At 59.9% G+C, this 14,458-nt stretch carries 18 protein-coding genes; 11 read left to right on the forward strand and 7 right to left on the reverse strand.

Features of this window, described 5'->3' with window-relative positions; translation table 11 throughout:
* Positions 1-83: 83 nt before the first annotated feature.
* Entirely contained in the window at positions 84-899 is an 816-nt protein-coding gene (locus GA0061100_RS06815) for a helix-turn-helix domain-containing protein (protein ID WP_075852008.1), read from the reverse strand.
* Between the two features lie 178 nt (positions 900-1,077).
* On the opposite strand from GA0061100_RS06815, the gene GA0061100_RS06820 reads away from it, so the two are divergent.
* The gene (locus GA0061100_RS06820; RefSeq protein WP_075852009.1) at positions 1,078-1,422 is read left to right on the forward strand and encodes a nuclear transport factor 2 family protein; all 345 of its coding nucleotides are present in this window, start codon (positions 1,078-1,080) and stop codon (positions 1,420-1,422) included.
* 61 nt (positions 1,423-1,483) lie between these two features.
* Here GA0061100_RS06820 and GA0061100_RS06825 read toward each other — a convergent pair whose 3' ends face one another.
* Entirely contained in the window at positions 1,484-2,134 is a 651-nt protein-coding gene (locus GA0061100_RS06825) for an aspartate/glutamate racemase family protein (protein WP_075852608.1), read from the reverse strand.
* A 272-nt stretch (positions 2,135-2,406) separates the two neighbouring features.
* Here GA0061100_RS06825 and GA0061100_RS06830 point away from each other — a divergent pair, with 272 nt between their 5' ends.
* Positions 2,407-3,009, forward strand: coding sequence for a superoxide dismutase (locus tag GA0061100_RS06830; RefSeq protein ID WP_075852010.1), 603 nt, complete (start codon positions 2,407-2,409; stop codon positions 3,007-3,009).
* A gap of 127 nt (positions 3,010-3,136) precedes the next feature.
* Positions 3,137-3,979 carry a metallophosphoesterase gene (locus tag GA0061100_RS06835; protein ID WP_075852011.1) on the forward strand — a complete coding sequence of 281 codons (843 nt, stop codon included), beginning with the start codon at positions 3,137-3,139 and terminating at the stop codon, positions 3,977-3,979.
* Between the two features lie 3 nt (positions 3,980-3,982).
* Here the strand turns inward: GA0061100_RS06835 and GA0061100_RS06840 are convergent, their stop codons facing one another.
* The gene (locus tag GA0061100_RS06840) at positions 3,983-4,879 is read right to left on the reverse strand and encodes an AraC family transcriptional regulator (RefSeq protein ID WP_075852012.1); all 897 of its coding nucleotides are present in this window, start codon (positions 4,877-4,879) and stop codon (positions 3,983-3,985) included.
* A 163-nt stretch (positions 4,880-5,042) separates the two neighbouring features.
* On the opposite strand from GA0061100_RS06840, the gene GA0061100_RS06845 reads away from it, so the two are divergent.
* Positions 5,043-5,825, forward strand: coding sequence for an SDR family NAD(P)-dependent oxidoreductase (locus GA0061100_RS06845; protein WP_075852013.1), 783 nt, complete (start codon positions 5,043-5,045; stop codon positions 5,823-5,825).
* 30 nt (positions 5,826-5,855) lie between these two features.
* Here the strand turns inward: GA0061100_RS06845 and GA0061100_RS06850 are convergent, their stop codons facing one another.
* Positions 5,856-6,557: a helix-turn-helix transcriptional regulator gene (locus GA0061100_RS06850; RefSeq protein WP_075852014.1), complete on the reverse strand. Its 702-nt coding sequence runs from the start codon at positions 6,555-6,557 to the stop codon at positions 5,856-5,858.
* Between the two features lie 128 nt (positions 6,558-6,685).
* Between GA0061100_RS06850 and GA0061100_RS06855 the strand changes: the two genes are divergently transcribed.
* The 3 genes from GA0061100_RS06855 (at position 6,686) to GA0061100_RS06865 (ending at position 9,041) form a co-directional block, all read left to right on the forward strand.
* Positions 6,686-7,321, forward strand: coding sequence for a LysE family translocator (locus GA0061100_RS06855; RefSeq protein ID WP_075852015.1), 636 nt, complete (start codon positions 6,686-6,688; stop codon positions 7,319-7,321).
* Between the two features lie 164 nt (positions 7,322-7,485).
* Positions 7,486-7,929, forward strand: coding sequence for a c-type cytochrome (locus GA0061100_RS06860; RefSeq protein WP_075852016.1), 444 nt, complete (start codon positions 7,486-7,488; stop codon positions 7,927-7,929).
* Between the two features lie 197 nt (positions 7,930-8,126).
* Positions 8,127-9,041, forward strand: a complete 915-nt coding sequence (locus GA0061100_RS06865) for a c-type cytochrome (protein WP_075852017.1) — start codon at positions 8,127-8,129, stop codon at positions 9,039-9,041.
* Between the two features lie 12 nt (positions 9,042-9,053).
* On the opposite strand, the gene GA0061100_RS06870 is transcribed toward GA0061100_RS06865, so the two are convergent.
* Positions 9,054-9,833: a class I SAM-dependent methyltransferase gene (locus GA0061100_RS06870; protein WP_075852018.1), complete on the reverse strand. Its 780-nt coding sequence runs from the start codon at positions 9,831-9,833 to the stop codon at positions 9,054-9,056.
* Positions 9,834-9,932: 99 nt separating this feature from the next.
* Here GA0061100_RS06870 and GA0061100_RS06875 point away from each other — a divergent pair, with 99 nt between their 5' ends.
* Positions 9,933-10,559, forward strand: a complete 627-nt coding sequence (locus GA0061100_RS06875; protein ID WP_280173811.1) for a C39 family peptidase — start codon at positions 9,933-9,935, stop codon at positions 10,557-10,559.
* An 82-nt stretch (positions 10,560-10,641) separates the two neighbouring features.
* On the opposite strand, the gene GA0061100_RS06880 is transcribed toward GA0061100_RS06875, so the two are convergent.
* Positions 10,642-11,130, reverse strand: a complete 489-nt coding sequence (locus GA0061100_RS06880) for a GNAT family N-acetyltransferase (protein WP_075852020.1) — start codon at positions 11,128-11,130, stop codon at positions 10,642-10,644.
* Between the two features lie 197 nt (positions 11,131-11,327).
* Positions 11,328-11,741: a MerR family transcriptional regulator gene (locus tag GA0061100_RS06885; protein WP_047627497.1), complete on the reverse strand. Its 414-nt coding sequence runs from the start codon at positions 11,739-11,741 to the stop codon at positions 11,328-11,330.
* A 194-nt stretch (positions 11,742-11,935) separates the two neighbouring features.
* Here GA0061100_RS06885 and dmeR point away from each other — a divergent pair, with 194 nt between their 5' ends.
* The 3 genes from dmeR to bla all read left to right on the forward strand — a co-directional run bounded on the left by dmeR (position 11,936) and on the right by bla (position 14,430).
* Complete coding sequence (gene dmeR, locus GA0061100_RS06890) at positions 11,936-12,208, forward strand: Ni(II)/Co(II)-sensing transcriptional repressor DmeR (protein ID WP_075852021.1); 273 nt, start codon at positions 11,936-11,938, stop codon at positions 12,206-12,208.
* Between the two features lie 139 nt (positions 12,209-12,347).
* Entirely contained in the window at positions 12,348-13,346 is a 999-nt protein-coding gene (gene dmeF / locus GA0061100_RS06895; RefSeq protein WP_075852022.1) for a CDF family Co(II)/Ni(II) efflux transporter DmeF, read from the forward strand.
* Positions 13,347-13,431: 85 nt separating this feature from the next.
* Complete coding sequence (bla, locus tag GA0061100_RS06900) at positions 13,432-14,430, forward strand: class A beta-lactamase (RefSeq protein ID WP_075852023.1); 999 nt, start codon at positions 13,432-13,434, stop codon at positions 14,428-14,430.
* Positions 14,431-14,458 lie beyond the last annotated feature (28 nt).

Here is a 14,458-nt window from a genome sequence, read left to right on the forward strand (position 1 = left end):
CCTGTGAGCCTTCGAGGGCAGGGTCTAACAAATTCGTGCCGAGCGTCGGCGCACGCAAACGCTCAAAATGCAGTCTCAAACGCTCACGCGCTGCGAAGTCGATCGGCGAAGCGGCGTGGCGAGCGATAGCCCGTGGCTAGGGCGGCTTCCCGTAGCGAAAGTCCGTCTTCGCTGAGCAACGTTGTCGCCAGCGCCACGCGCTCGCTCGCAAGCACGTCCCGCAGGGAGGCGCCCTCGCGGGACAACCGCCGACGCAGCGTCGCATTGCTGGTGCCGAGCTCGCTGGCGATGAGATCGGCCGTCCAGGGGCGATCCGGCTGCCACCGCACCAGTGCGCGCACCGCCTCGGCGGTTGTCTCGGGCGAGCCGGGCAGGGCGCCGCGCATCCCGAGCACCATCAGTATCTCAAGGAGCCTGTGCTCGATCAGCGGGATCGGCAGACCGCCGGCGGCAATGCCTTCGCCCGCATGGTTGATGGCCGCTGCCAGCAGCGGATCGAGCGGCAAGTCCGCCTGTGACGCGATTTGTGTGGGCGGAAAGGCTTTCGCCGCCCGCCGCGTCAAATCCTCGGGAAAGGTAATGAAAATCGCCCGATAGGCTCCGGTCTGCGGGTCTGGATCGTTGACGACATCGCCGCTCCAGCCGGCCGGCAGCACGAGCACCGTACCGGCCGCAAAATGCCGCTGTCGCCCCATGCTGACGATTTCCTTGGAACCTTCGAGGATGGCGACGATTGAAACCTGTGAAAAGGCCGAGCTGGCAATGCGCTCGCGTTCGCGCGTGACGAAGGTGAAGAGCGTGGAATAGCTACCGATGCCGCTCGGCGAGACCGTCGGGCGATTATCCTTTGCCGCCAGGCGGCGCAGCTTTTCCAACATGTGGTGATGAGCCTCGGACACTGCGATGGCTTCCTGCTGGTTGGGGGTAGCGCTGAGTGTGGACCACACGGATGGCGATGCCAAGTCCGCAAAGCGCCTTGTTGGTTCGGCTGCCTCATGTTATTTTCTGATTGTATTTTGCAATCGGTCTTGGCGTACCAGCAGAAATATTGTGCGTCTGCAAGGGAGGAGGCACATCATGAACTCTCTCGAAAATGCCCGCTGCGACACGGTCAAGCGTCTCTTTGCCGCTTATCTGGCGCAGCATCCCGATATCGTCGATCCGATGCTGACCCCGGATTTCACCTTTTCCAGTCCGCGCGACGATCATATTGATAAGAAACGGTACTTCGAGCATTGCTGGCCGAAGGAGAAGGTTTTTCGCGACATTCATATCGAACATCTGGTCGCCGACGGCGATGATGTGATCATTGGCTATCGTGCCGAGAAGATAGATGGCGGCAGCTTTCGCAATGTCGAGCTGATCCGCTTTGCCGGCGACCGGATCGCTGAGGTGAACGTCTATTTCGGACGGAATTTGTAGACCAATGCCAGGAAAAATGCGCCGCGGTTTTCCGCCCGGAATTGCTTAAACAAAGTTTCACTCAGCCAGCCGTGATCGCCGCCACTGCCGCTGCAAGCGCCGTTGCGGGGCCGGTTATCGGTTGCGGATGACCTTCCGGAAGAAGGCGTGCCGAGTCCGTCATGGAAGCCTGCGCGAAGGCGATCGTAACGGGACCTTCGCTATTGGCTGCGCTAACCGCATCAGCAATGGAGGCAAGATAGGCCGACAGCTCGCCTGCGCGAAAATGCGCCCATGCGCCCGGCACCAGTCGAACCTCGATTTCGGCTCCTGTTGCCTTCGCCGCTGCTTCGAAGAGAGCTGTCGTCGGTACGATAGTCGTTTCGACCGTACACAGCACAATGACCTTGCCGCCGGCCTTGGTGGCTTCCTCGGCCAGCGCCGCGTCCGCCCTGATGATCGGCGCGGTCGCGCCGCCGGCAACCTTCGAAACGGCCGGGCCGAGCGTCGAGCAGTTGAGCACGACGGCATCCGCATCCTCTGCCAGATGCCAGAGAAGGGCGGCCGTTTCCGTCGATATCTCATCCGTCAGTCGCCCCACCTTTTCGGCGGCGAGAAGAAGGTCGGCGCGGACATGATGACGCAGCATGCCGCCGGGCAGCCCCAGCGCTTTGGCCGCGGCTTCATAGACGGCAATGTTGCTCTCGGCGGTGTGCAGGCAGGTTATCGTCACGGGGATTTCTCGCAATGGCAGAAGGTCCGCGAACCTAGCCTCGACAAGGTGCTTTGTCGACATTTCGGCGCTGGGCTTCACCATCTATCCAGGCGTCATCATATGCAAGAGGGTTAGTTTCTAAGTCGAGGCTATAATCAATTGAAAAATAGGGCAATTTTTGCTCCCGCGTGCAACTTTTTTGGCATGTCGCCGGTTGCTCTTCCAGGCGACCGCTCCTATGTTCCGGTTCACCTGCCGACCGCAATTTTTTGCCAAGAGGAGATATGACCATGGCTTTCGAATTGCCTGCACTTCCCTACGATTACGACGCCCTTTCGCCTTTCATGTCGCGTGAGACCCTCGAGTATCACCACGACAAGCACCACAAGGCTTACGTCGACAACGGCAACAAGCTCGCTGCGGAAGCAGGTCTTGCCGATCTGTCGCTCGAAGAGATCGTGAAGAAGTCCTTCGGCACCAATGCAGGCCTCTTCAACAATGCAGCCCAGCACTACAACCACATCCATTTCTGGAAGTGGATGAAGAAGGGCGGCGGCGGCAACAAGCTGCCGGGCAAGCTCGAAGCAGCCTTCGCTTCCGATCTCGGCGGCTATGACAAGTTCAAGGCCGATTTCGCCGCTGCCGGCGCCACTCAGTTCGGCTCGGGCTGGGCATGGGTTTCCGTCAAGAACGGCAAACTCGAAATCTCCAAGACCCCGAACGGCGAAAACCCGCTCGTTCATGGCGCAGATCCGATCCTCGGCGTCGACGTTTGGGAACACTCCTACTACATCGATTATCGCAACCTGCGTCCGAAGTACCTCGAAGCCTTCATCGACAGCCTGATCAACTGGGACTATGTCCTGGAGCGCTACGAAGCCGCTACGAAGTAAGGTTTGCCGCATAGGCTGGCTTTCGCACCCGGCGTCTTTTCGGCGTCGGGTGTTTTCTTATCTACCGGCCCTTATTGATTATCCGTGTGCCGTATGGCGGCCCCAGGAGACTGCCCAAGGAGGCTGAATGCCATCAGCACCGCTCTTCCGTTTTGGTGTCATCGCCGATCCGCAATATGCCGATCTTGAGCCTAACCTGACCCTCAATCGCTATCCGGCGAAAAGCCTCGACAAGCTTCGCGATGCAATTGAGGAGTTCAATCGGCACGATCTCGCCTTCGTGGTGACCCTCGGCGACATCATCGACCGCCAATGGAAGAGCTTCGATGTCATTCTGCCGGTCTACGAGGCTTTGCGTCACGCTAAGCATTTCCTCCTCGGCAATCACGATTTCGCCGTGGCGCCGGAACATCTCGGCAGCGTATCCGCCCGTGTGGGCATGCCGTCCGCCTATTACGATTTCAGCCATTCCGGCTATCGCTTCATCGCGCTCGATGGCAATGAGATCAGCGTCTTCGCCCCGCCCGAAGACGACCCGCGCCGGCAGGAGGCGAAGGCGTTGATGAAGCGTCTGGGGGATTCGGGCGCGACGAACGGCCAGCGTTGGAACGCAGCCATCAGCGATGCGCAATTCGACTGGCTTGCCGCGAAGCTTCGGGAGGCAAAGGCGGCGGGCGAAAAGGTCGTCGTCATGAATCACTACCCGGTCTTCCCGGATAATCCGCATAACGCGCTCGACAGCGACCGCATGCTTTCGCTTCTGGCCGAGCACGACCATATCATCGCTTACCTTAACGGCCACAATCACGCTGGCAATTTCGGGGTGTCGGACGGTACCTATTTCGTCAATTTCATGGGCATGGTGGATACGGAAGACACCAGTGCCTATTCGATCGTCTCCGTCTACGATGACCGGCTCGAGGTCACTGGTTTCGGGCGCGAGACAGATAGAACGCTAGCGCTGCGCTGAGGCTCACTCCGCCGCCATCCGCATCTCGGTGACGTCCCTCTTCGGCGGCGTGCCGAACATGCGGGCATATTCGCGGCTGAATTGCGAGGCACTTTCATAGCCCACCTGATAAGCAGCGCTCTCGACATTCGCATGGCCTGCGACCATCAGGCGACGCGCTTCGAGCAGCCGCATCTGCTTCTGATATTGTAGCGGGGTCATCGAGGTCAGTGTCTTGAAATGCTGATGGAAGGAGGAGGGGCTCATGCGCGCGGCGGCCGCCAGTTGCTCGATGCGCACCGTTTCAGCGAAATTGTCGCGCAGCAGGCGAATGGCATCGGCAATGCGCCGCGTCTGGCCATCCGGCAGCACCAGCTTGCACACCTCGCCGCTATTCGGGCCGGTCAGCAGCCAGAAGCAGATTTCCCGCATGATCGCCGGATAGAGCACCGGAATGGCGCCTGGGGTCGCAAGCAGGCGCGTCAACCGTACAAGGCAATCGGCGAGTTGGTCGCTGAGATCCTCGACGAAGATGCCGAGCCTTGCGCTGCCCGTCGGCTTTGGCGGCTTGTCGAGCTGCTCCATCACCTCGCGCAGCATTCCGACATCGAATTCGAGCGAGATCGCCATGTAAGGCTTCTCCTCGCTTGCCTGAACCACCTTGCCGGCTGCGGGCAATTCTATGCTGATGATGAGGGCCTGCATCTCGGCATAGTCGATCACCCTCTCGTTCAGCATCAATTGCTTTGCGCCCTGCACGATGACGCAGAGTGCCGGCCGGTAGACCATCGCATGCGGCATCTTCAGTTCTGTCGAGCGCATGATATGCAGTCCATCGATGCCGGTCGAATACAGCCCGTTCTCGCCGCCATCGCTGGCCTCGATGAATTGGGTGATCGCCTCTTTCAGGGCTGATGACATGACCGATCTCCAAGGCTGGATGTGCTTGCTCTCATCATAGCAGTGCGCTGCGACCCGACAAGGCACTTGGAGGAATAGGCAAGAAATTCGAGAGTTCCGGCATTCAAGGAAATGCCTTGGCGAGCGTAGATTCCGGTCATCAAGCATTCCCTGGAGAACGGCAATGACAATGGAAAATACCGATAAATCAAAGGCGAAGATCGCAATCATCACCGGCGGCAGCCGCGGGCTCGGGCGCAATGCCGCCATTCATCTCGCCCGACGCGGCGGCGATGTCATCCTGACCTACAATGCAAATAAGGCAGAAGCCGATAGCGCCGTAGCCGAGATCGAAGCGCTCGGCCAAAAGGCGGTTGCCTTGCAGCTCGACGCCGGCGATGTTGCATCCTTCGGCGCGTTCGTTGCCGAGGTCGGTCGCTCGCTGCAGCAAGTATGGGGCCGTGATCGCTTCGATTTCCTCGTCAACAACGCCGGCACCTCCTATCACGCTTCCATTGCGGAGACGACGGAAGCCGAGTTCGACAAGCTCTACAACGTCCATCTCAAGGGCGTGTTCTTCCTGACGCAGAAGCTGCTGCCGCACATCAATGACGGTGGCCGTATCGTCAATGTCTCCTCCGGCCTTGCCCGCTTCAGCAATCCGGGCTCATCCGCCTATGCGTCGATGAAGGGTGCGGTTGAAGTTCTGACGCGCTATCTCGCCAGGGAGCTCGGCGCTCGCGGCATCGCCGTAAACACCGTAGCGCCCGGCGCGATCCAGACGGATTTCAGCGGCGGCATCGTTCGCGACAATCCGGAGGTCAACAGGATGGTCGCTTCCATGACGGCGCTCGGTCGAGCCGGCCTGCCCGACGATATCGGCCCGATGATCGCCTCGCTGCTGTCGGACGACAATCGCTGGGTCAACGGCCAGCGCATCGAAGTCTCGGGCGGGATGATCCTTTAACTCGTCATCGTCTCTGCGATCTATAGCATCTCAGCCGGCGGCGGCTGAGCTGTTTATCTGCCAGCCATTCACCCAGATTTGACGCAGGCCATCGCCTTCGCCCTTGAACCAGAGCCCGGTCGGCTGGCAGTCCTCGATCCGGTCGCTGCGGAAATTGCGGATCGCCTGACGCAGCTCGCACCAGGCGACGATGTTGGCGGTTTCGGAATAATAGATCAGCGCGATCGGCCGGATGATGCGCTCGGTGGCGCGGCCGAGTTCGTCACGATAGGCAAGGTCGAGCTTTTCCTCGTCGCGAATGGCGCGGCGCACCAGCGAAAGATCGATGGCCGAAGCCGAAGGTGCCGCAAAGCCCCAGGCATGCAGCGCATTGGCATCCAGGGTCTGGCGCAGCGGCGGCGGCACGGCACCGGCGATCTTGGCGGTGACGCGCTTGGCCGCTTGCTTCAGCTCCGCATCTCCTGTGCGCTCCAGCAGCGCCAGCGACAACACGATCGCCTCCATTTCCTCGATGGAAAACATCAGCGGCGGCAGGTCGAAGCCAGGCCGCAAGATGTAGCCGATGCCGCGCTCGCCCTCGATCGGCACCCGCATCGCCTGCAGCGCGGCGATATCGCGATAGACGGAGCGCACCGTCACCTCCAGCCGGGCGGCGATATCGGCGCCCGTCACCGGCTTTTTGGCCAGCCGCAGGATCTGGATGATCTCGAACAGGCGTGACGCCTTGCGCATTTCTTGCCCCAAAGATGAAGGCTACTGACAATACCCCGTCAGTTGGATCTCTTTATAAGATCGCCTATTCGCTTGAAAATCAACCATTTCCTCTCCGGATTTCATGGAGAGATCGATAGGCAACTGACATGGTCTACGCAGAAAATCTCTGGCTTTTCTTCATTCTTCTCTTAGGCATCATCATCGTGCCGGGCATGGACATGCTGTTCGTGCTCGCCAATTCCCTGACCGGCGGCAGCAATCGCGGCCTTGCCGCGACGGGCGGCATCATGGTCGGCGGCGCGGTGCATTCGTTGAACGGTGCTGTCGGCATCGGCTTGCTGATGCACTTCGTGCCCGTTCTCTTCAATCCGCTGCTTGTGATCGGTGGTGCCTATATGGCCTTCATCGGCTACACGCTGATGCGCAGTTCGATTACCGTGGGAGGCGAGGGGCCAGCTGGCAGCCGTTCCGCCTGGAAAGCTTTCCGGCAGGGCGCGGTCACTTGCCTCATCAATCCCAAGGCCTATCTCTTCATCTTTGCCGTGTACCCGCAATTCCTGAAGCCGGACTACGGCCCGATGTGGATACAGGCGGTCATCATGGGAGCCATGACCATCGCGACGCAATTTGCCGTCTATGGAGCTCTTGCCGTCACTGCCGGGCGCAGCCGCGACCTGCTGGTCGCCAATCCCAAGGCAACCGCCTTTGCCGGCCGTGCAGCCGGGCTGCTGCTGGTCGCCGTCTCCATATTTACGGTCTGGGAGGGTTTGAAGATGGCGTGAGGGTTGACGCGGCGAATGAGTGTGTCGGCAGCATGACACTGATTTCACTTGGCTCTCACCACTTTGTGACTTCATTGCCGGAGAGGAAACCGGCAAACATGTCGCCGTAATCATGCCGGCCGCGCAAGCGGTCCTCACCATTTGCGAAGAGGTAGGAGAACGAAATGAAGTGGAAAGCGATTGTGATAGCGACGGCCCTGGCCGGCGTCGCACTGGGTTCGGTCGTCGCAGCCGACGGCACGCACGACTCCCGCATCGGTATGATGAAGAAGATCGGCGGCGCCACGGGGGCTCTCGGCGCGATTGCCAAGGGCGACAAGCCCTATGATGCCGATATCGTCAAGGCGTCTTTGACCACGATCGCCGAAACCGCCAAGGCCTTCCCCGATCAGTTCAACCCGCAGAGCGACAAGTCCGATGCCGAGGTCAATCCGAAGATCTGGGACAATCTCGATGACTTCAAGGCGCATGCCGCCAAGCTTTCCACCGATGCTGAGACGGCGCTTGCCCAGCTGCCCGCCGACAAGGCCGGCGTCGGCGCGACGCTGAAAACCCTTGGCGGCAGCTGTGGCGCCTGTCATCAGGCCTACCGCATCAAGAAGGACTAAGCGGTAGGTCGGCCTCGTCTAGAGCAATTCCAGGAAAAGTGCGCAGCGGTTTTCCGTCCGGCATTGCGTAAGGGCAAAAGCATGGAGCCTTTTCACGTTTCGAAGAAAGGCGGCAAGGTTCTAGAAATCGATTTTGGTATCCGCATCGGTTTCGTCGCTGATGCGGAGCTTTATGGGTTTAGAGCTAGGGGGTAGTTGTGATGGCGCGCTTTGTCCGGTGGTTGCTTTGCCTATTCGGCGTGATCATTCTCGGCGGTGGCGCATTCTATGTCATCACCGCGCCGTCGCCCTTGCCCGCGAGCCATTGGGCCAATCTCGGCGATCCCGATGTCAAGAATGGCGAGATGGTCTTCTGGGCCGGCGGCTGCACGAGCTGTCATGCGGCACCCGGCGCCCAGGGCGAAGCCAAGCTGGTGCTTTCGGGCGGCTTGGCGCTGACCAGTCCCTTCGGCACCTTCCATGTCCCCAATATCACGCCGGATGAGAAGGCGGGGCTTGGCAGCTGGTCACTTGCCGATTTCGGCAACGCGATGAAGCGCGGTGTCGGCAGACAAGGCGAACATCTCTATCCGTCTTTTCCCTATGGCTCCTATGCCCGCATGAGCGATAAGGACATCAACGATCTCTGGGGCTTCCTGAAGACGCTGCCGAAGAGCAATAACGTCGCGCCTCCGCATGAGCTGCCCTTTCCCTTCAACATCCGGCTGGCGCTTGGCGGCTGGAAGTTCCTTTATCTCAACGATCAGCCGCGCGTCGTGCTTGCCAGTGCCGACGACAAGATCAAGCGCGGGCAGTATCTGGTGGAAGGGCCGGGGCATTGCGGCGAGTGTCACACCCCGCGTGACAGCCTCGGCGGCTTTGTGAGCGGCCAATGGTTGGCCGGCGCACCCAATCCGGAAGGCAAGGGCCAGATCCCGGATATCACACCCGGCTCCAAGGCAATCGGCGGCTGGAGCGCCGGCGACATCGCCAATTACCTCGAAACCGGCTTTACCCCAGACTATGACTCCGCCGGCGGCTCGATGGCTGAGGTCCAGCAAAATATCGCCCACCTGCCGGCAACCGACCGCGAGGCCATCACAGCTTATTTGAAGGCGCTTCCGGCAAAATAAGCCGCAAGTGGTTCAAGCCGCGCCGGAACGCTTGGCGAGATAGAGATGTGTTTCATAATGCAGCTCGAACTCGCCGCCATGCGCGTTGATGGCATCGGCGAGCCCGGAAAGCAGTGCTTGCCGCTGATCCTCTGTCAAGAGCCGGTAGCTTGAGAGCGTGCGCAAAAGGTCGGTGTAGCTTTGTGCCGTGTGTGATCGGTTCCAGTGATAGCTGTGATGGACCGGCATTTCGAAATGGTCGGACTGCTGTAGCTCCGCAGCAAAGGGACCATCAGGCAGATACCATGCCTCGACGGGCGGGCCTAAAAGCTGCGGCGCATAATGGGCATGGATCTCGGCGAACTGTCCCGCAAGCGGCTGCTCAGGCCTCATCGGCACATTGCCGAAGACCGCGAGTGCTCCTCCCGGTGCGAGGAGGGCGGCCGTCTTGGCGAAGCGCAGTTCCGGGGAAACCCAATGGAAGGATTGTGCGGCCGCTATGAGTTTGAAACTTTCCGGCTCGCCCGGCCATGCTTCGAAGGTGGTTTGCTGAAGCCGCACCTGCGGAAATCCCGCCAGTCTTTCGCTTGCAACCGCAATCAGCTCTGCGCCGGGATCGAGCGCCAGAATGGAAAGGCCGCGGCGGGCAAAGCTCTCGGTTGCCTGTCCAGTGCCGCATCCGATCTCAAGGACCTTATCCTTGGGTTCCAGGCCGACGAAACGGATGACGTCAGTAAACAGCGCATCGGGATAAAGCGGGCGCGATGTGTTGTAGAGACTGGCGACACCATCGAATGTGAATCGCTGTTCCAAGGCGCATCTCCAGTTGCAGGCTTAGGCCGATAGCCATTTTTCTAGCGCATTTTCCATCAAGCTTACAGCTATGGGATTCGGCAACGGGAGAGGGCGGTCGTGGACGCAAGGGTGACGCAAAAGGTTCCTTATTTCAGCCAGTGGGAAACGCCTGACATGACGCTGGCAGTCGTGGCAGAGGGTGCGCAGGCGGCTTTGCTCCGGGATCCCCTCTGGGCGTCCTCCGGTGCTGGCAGCGTCGAGGACTATGCGCGCTGGGCCGGCAATCTCTGCGGCATGGCCTGCCTGAAGATGGTGCTTGCCGCCCGTACCGGCAAAGCGGTGCCGATCATGGATCTTGCCATGGGGTGCCGGGATTATGGTGGCTACGTCGAGGAGGCGGATGGCCGGATCAAGGGCTTGATCTATGCGCCGTTCGTTCCCTTCGTTAAGGACCGCTTTGATCTGAATGCCCGGGTTGTCACCGGGATTTCCGTCGCCGATATCGCCGATATTCTCACGCAGTCGGAGTTTTTCATTGCGTCCGTCCATCACTCCATCCGTTGGCCCGAGACCGAGCCGCCGACCAAGGGCGGCCATCTCGTGCTGGTGACGGCCGTCGACGGAAAGAATATCCGCTTCCACAATCCCTCCGGTCACATCGATGCGACGCGCGAGAATGCGGAAATGCCGCTGGAGATGTTCGAGAGGTTCTTTGCAGGCCGCGGGATCGCCATCGATCGCTAAGGCGCTTCAGGGCGCAAAAGCGGAAACGCGGAAACGCTCTAAAGATCAGAGCATTCAATGACGATCCTGTTAAAGGCCGGCATCAGGCGAGAGCCTGCAGATAGCGCATGCCGGTGACCGGGCGCGGCTTGAAATCCATGTTTTCGTAGAAGCGATGGGCCTGGAAATTGCCCGTTGCGGCACCGACCGAAAGGTAGCTGCAGCCCGCCTTGCGGGCGATATCCCGGGCGCGGTCGACGAGATGCTGTCCGACGCCATGACCACGATGACCGTCGCGCACGAAGAGATGGTGCAGATCCATGCCGCGCTGGCCTTCCTGCGCCTTGTAGAGCGGCACGAGGATGGCGTAGCCGAGCAGCCCATGTTCACCTTCGGCAACGAGCGCCGTGATCCACGGCACCGGGCCGAAGAGATCGCGCTCGAGCTGCTCGGGCGTGGTGCCCGAGGGGTCGCCATGATGGGCAGCCAGCAGCCGGATCATGTCGTTAAGTTCGGGCAGGTCGCGCGGCTGTGCATTGCGGATGGTCAGCACTGGCGGGCGGAGAAGTGAGATGTCGCTGTCGTCTAGCATGGCAATCTGCGTCCTTGTTTTTTATGAGCCGTCAGGACGCTGCCGATACAACAAAGCCGCCTGACGGCGGCTTGTTGACAATATGATCTGTCTTGGCCGCCCGTTACAGGTACAGCCAAAAATACGAGCAAATATGGAGCGCGTTCGTGATCATGGGCGCATCAATGATCCGGTTCAGTGCATTTGTCAATGGGGGCTCAGTGCTCGTGCTCGCATAGTCCGTGATCGGAAAGTGCACGGATCACATAGCAGTCTTCGATGCTGTGGCCGTCGCAATGCGAGACGATACGCTCCAGCTCATGCTCCAGCCGCTTCAGCTGCGCGATCTTGATGCGCACATCCTCCAGATGCTCCTTGGCGATGCGGTCTGCGCCGACACAGGGACGGTCCGGATGCTGGCTGAGGGAGATCAATTCCTTGATGGCATCGATGGTCAGGCCGAGGTCGCGGCCATGGCGGATGAAGGCAAGTCGCTCCAGATCCGTCTTGGAATAGCGCCGCTGGTTGCCTTCGCTGCGCTCTGGCTCCGAGATCAGCCCCATCTGCTCATAATAACGGATCGTCGGCACTTTCACGCCGGTCCGCTTGGATAGATCGCCGATCGTCAGCATACATGACCTCCAATACCTCTAGTCTCTAGAGCAATATATGAGGCCATTCGTGGAAATTGCAAGGCCGAGTAGCCGTGGCAATCGGCTGGAATATTCCGCTGGCTGGACCATCGTCCGGTCGTCGCCACAAAAAAGTGGCTTCCAATTCATCGTCACAAATAGTATACTCCCCTATATTATAAATCGAGGCCACGATGTCCCATACCGTTCGTCAGCAAGCCAAGCTTCTCTCCCGCGTCCGCCGTCTCAAGGGGCAGATGGAAGCGGTGGAGCGCGCGCTCGAGGGAGAACGTCCCTGTGGAGAAATCCTGCAGCTGCTTGCCTCCATTCGCGGCGCCCTCACAGGGCTGACCGGGGAGGTTTTGGAAGACCATTTGCATGAGCATGTGCTGCATGCCGAAAGCGAAGAGGCTCGCCGGCAGGCGGTCGATGAGATAGCCGACGTGCTAAAGACCTATCTGCGGTGACCAAAGCATGTCGCGCAAAAGTGTGCGGCGGTTTTGCGATAACGACATGCGAAAAATCGAAGACATAAAACGCCAGGAGTGCATCTGAAAGATCGCGACGCGTTTTATGGTTTCAGGCGTTCAAAGAGAGAGTAATGTCATGAGTATTTCCTCCGAAATGGGCCATAGCCACGTCTTCCTGGGCTCCGATCATCAGCGCAACGAACGCCGCATCTGGCTCGTCATCGCGCTGACTGCCGTCATGATGGTGATCGAGATCGGTGCGGGCACGATTTATGGTTCGATGGCGCTGCTCGCGGATGGCTGGCATATGTCGACCCATGTCAGCGCAATGCTGATCTCGGCGCTTGCCTATCTCTATGCCCGCCGGCATGCGCACAATGCGCGCTTCACCTTCGGCACCGGCAAATTCGGCGATCTCGCAGGCTTTGCCAGCGCCATAGTGCTTGCCTTGATCGCGCTGATCATGGGCTGGGAGAGCATTTTGAGATTGCTCGATCCGGTGGCGATCAATTTCCGCGAGGCCATCGCAATTGCCGTTGTCGGCCTCGTCGTCAATCTCGTCAGCGCCTGGTTGCTGCGCGACGATCACAGCCATCATCACCACGGCCATGCCGGCCACGGGCACAGCCATGGCCACACTCATGATCATAACCATCACCACGATCACGACGACGGTCATCATCACGACCATGGCGAAAAAGGTGGCAGGGATAACAATCTGCGCTCCGTCTATGTCCATGTCATCGCCGATGCGATGACCTCGGTTCTTGCCATTGTCGCCCTGCTGCTCGGCAGCCGCTTCGGCTGGACCTTCCTCGATCCGATCATGGGCATCGTCGGCGGTCTGGTGATCCTGCAATGGGCGTGGAGCCTGCTGCGTGCCTCGGGCGCCGTTCTCCTCGATTTCATTCCGCACGGTGAAGATCTGCCCGAGGAGATTCGCGAGGCGATCGAGACGGATGAGGACCGTATCACCGATCTGCATGTGTGGCAGGTCGGCCCGGGGCATCATGCCGCGATCGTCGCGGTCGCAACGCCTGTCTCGCGTGATCCGTCCTTCTACAAGGCGCGGCTTGCCGAGATCCACGAGCTCTCCCACGTCACGATCGAAGTTACCGTCGACAAGGCGGCATAGAATCCGCTAGCAATCGGTAAGGTCAGAGGCTCGCCATATTCCTCGCATAGCCCAAGACCTGCCGATTCTGCTGGAGGCCCTCAATATGCCCACATTGCTCACCCGCCGCCGCCTCATGGCAGGTTCGGCGCTGCTTCTTCCCGCCCTGACGCTCGGCCCCGCCACGCTCTTTGCACAAGATAGTGCGGCGCCCCAGACGCCTCCTGCGACGGACAATTCGGCAATGCCCGGTGCCAGCGGTCAGAGCCCGCAGGGCGACAGCGGGACGCAGGACAATTCGCAGCTGTCGGATGATGTCGACAAGCAGCTTGCCGATCTGGAAAAGAGGACCGGCGGGCGCCTCGGCGTCTCTGTGCTCGACACCGAAACCAACATTTCCCTCGGCCATCGCGAAGAGGAGCGTTTTCCCCTGTGCAGCACCTACAAGGCGCTCGCTGCCGGCTTCGTCTTGGCGCGTGTCGATCAGGGTACGGAAAAGCTCGACCGTCGTGTCACCTATGGCAAGGACAAGGTCGTCACCTATTCGCCGGAAACAGAAAAGCACGCCGACGGCGATGGCATGACCATTGCCGAACTTTGCAATGCTGCGGTTACGCTCAGCGACAATACCGCAGGCAATCTGTTGCTCGAAAGCTTCGGTGGCCCGGCGGCGCTGACCTCTTGGCTGCGCACAACAGGCGACACCGAAACCCGCCTCGACCGCAACGAGCCCGATGTCAATCAGGCCGTCAAGGATGACCCGCGCGACACCACAACGCCGGATGCCATGCTCGATAGCATCGGTCTCCTGACGCTTGGCAACACGCTCTCGGAGACGTCAAGGGATCAGCTGGTCAACTGGCTGGTCGCCAACACCACCGGCAACAACCGCCTGCGCGCGGGCCTGCCGAAGGAGTGGAAGGTCGGCGACAAGACCGGCACGGGCAATAATGGTTCCTATGCCGATATCGCTGTGATCTGGCCACCGGATCGGGGGGCAATCCTGGTCACGACCTTTGTTGCCGAGGCGACAGCACCTGCAAAGGACGTCGAGGCAGTTTTTGCCGAGGTCGGCAACATCGTCGTCGGCATGGTCGGGCAATAGAGAAATATTGATAATAAAAACAAGATGA

This window comes from Martinezella hainanensis (assembly GCF_900094555.1).
GTDB lineage: Bacteria > Pseudomonadota > Alphaproteobacteria > Rhizobiales > Rhizobiaceae > Rhizobium > Rhizobium hainanense.

Coding starts and splice junctions, on each gene's coding strand:
- GA0061100_RS06855 (WP_075852015.1), top strand. CDS start 6,686: ATGGTCTACGCAGAAAATCTCTGGCTTTTCTTCATTCTTCTCTTAGGC.
- GA0061100_RS06880 (WP_075852020.1), bottom strand. CDS start 11,130: ATGCTAGACGACAGCGACATCTCACTTCTCCGCCCGCCAGTGCTGACC.
- bla (WP_075852023.1), top strand. CDS start 13,432: ATGCCCACATTGCTCACCCGCCGCCGCCTCATGGCAGGTTCGGCGCTG.
- dmeF (WP_075852022.1), top strand. CDS start 12,348: ATGAGTATTTCCTCCGAAATGGGCCATAGCCACGTCTTCCTGGGCTCC.
- GA0061100_RS06885 (WP_047627497.1), bottom strand. CDS start 11,741: ATGCTGACGATCGGCGATCTATCCAAGCGGACCGGCGTGAAAGTGCCG.
- GA0061100_RS06835 (WP_075852011.1), top strand. CDS start 3,137: ATGCCATCAGCACCGCTCTTCCGTTTTGGTGTCATCGCCGATCCGCAA.
- GA0061100_RS06820 (WP_075852009.1), top strand. CDS start 1,078: ATGAACTCTCTCGAAAATGCCCGCTGCGACACGGTCAAGCGTCTCTTT.
- GA0061100_RS06830 (WP_075852010.1), top strand. CDS start 2,407: ATGGCTTTCGAATTGCCTGCACTTCCCTACGATTACGACGCCCTTTCG.
- GA0061100_RS06845 (WP_075852013.1), top strand. CDS start 5,043: ATGACAATGGAAAATACCGATAAATCAAAGGCGAAGATCGCAATCATC.
- dmeR (WP_075852021.1), top strand. CDS start 11,936: ATGTCCCATACCGTTCGTCAGCAAGCCAAGCTTCTCTCCCGCGTCCGC.
- GA0061100_RS06850 (WP_075852014.1), bottom strand. CDS start 6,557: ATGCGCAAGGCGTCACGCCTGTTCGAGATCATCCAGATCCTGCGGCTG.
- GA0061100_RS06860 (WP_075852016.1), top strand. CDS start 7,486: ATGAAGTGGAAAGCGATTGTGATAGCGACGGCCCTGGCCGGCGTCGCA.
- GA0061100_RS06840 (WP_075852012.1), bottom strand. CDS start 4,879: ATGTCATCAGCCCTGAAAGAGGCGATCACCCAATTCATCGAGGCCAGC.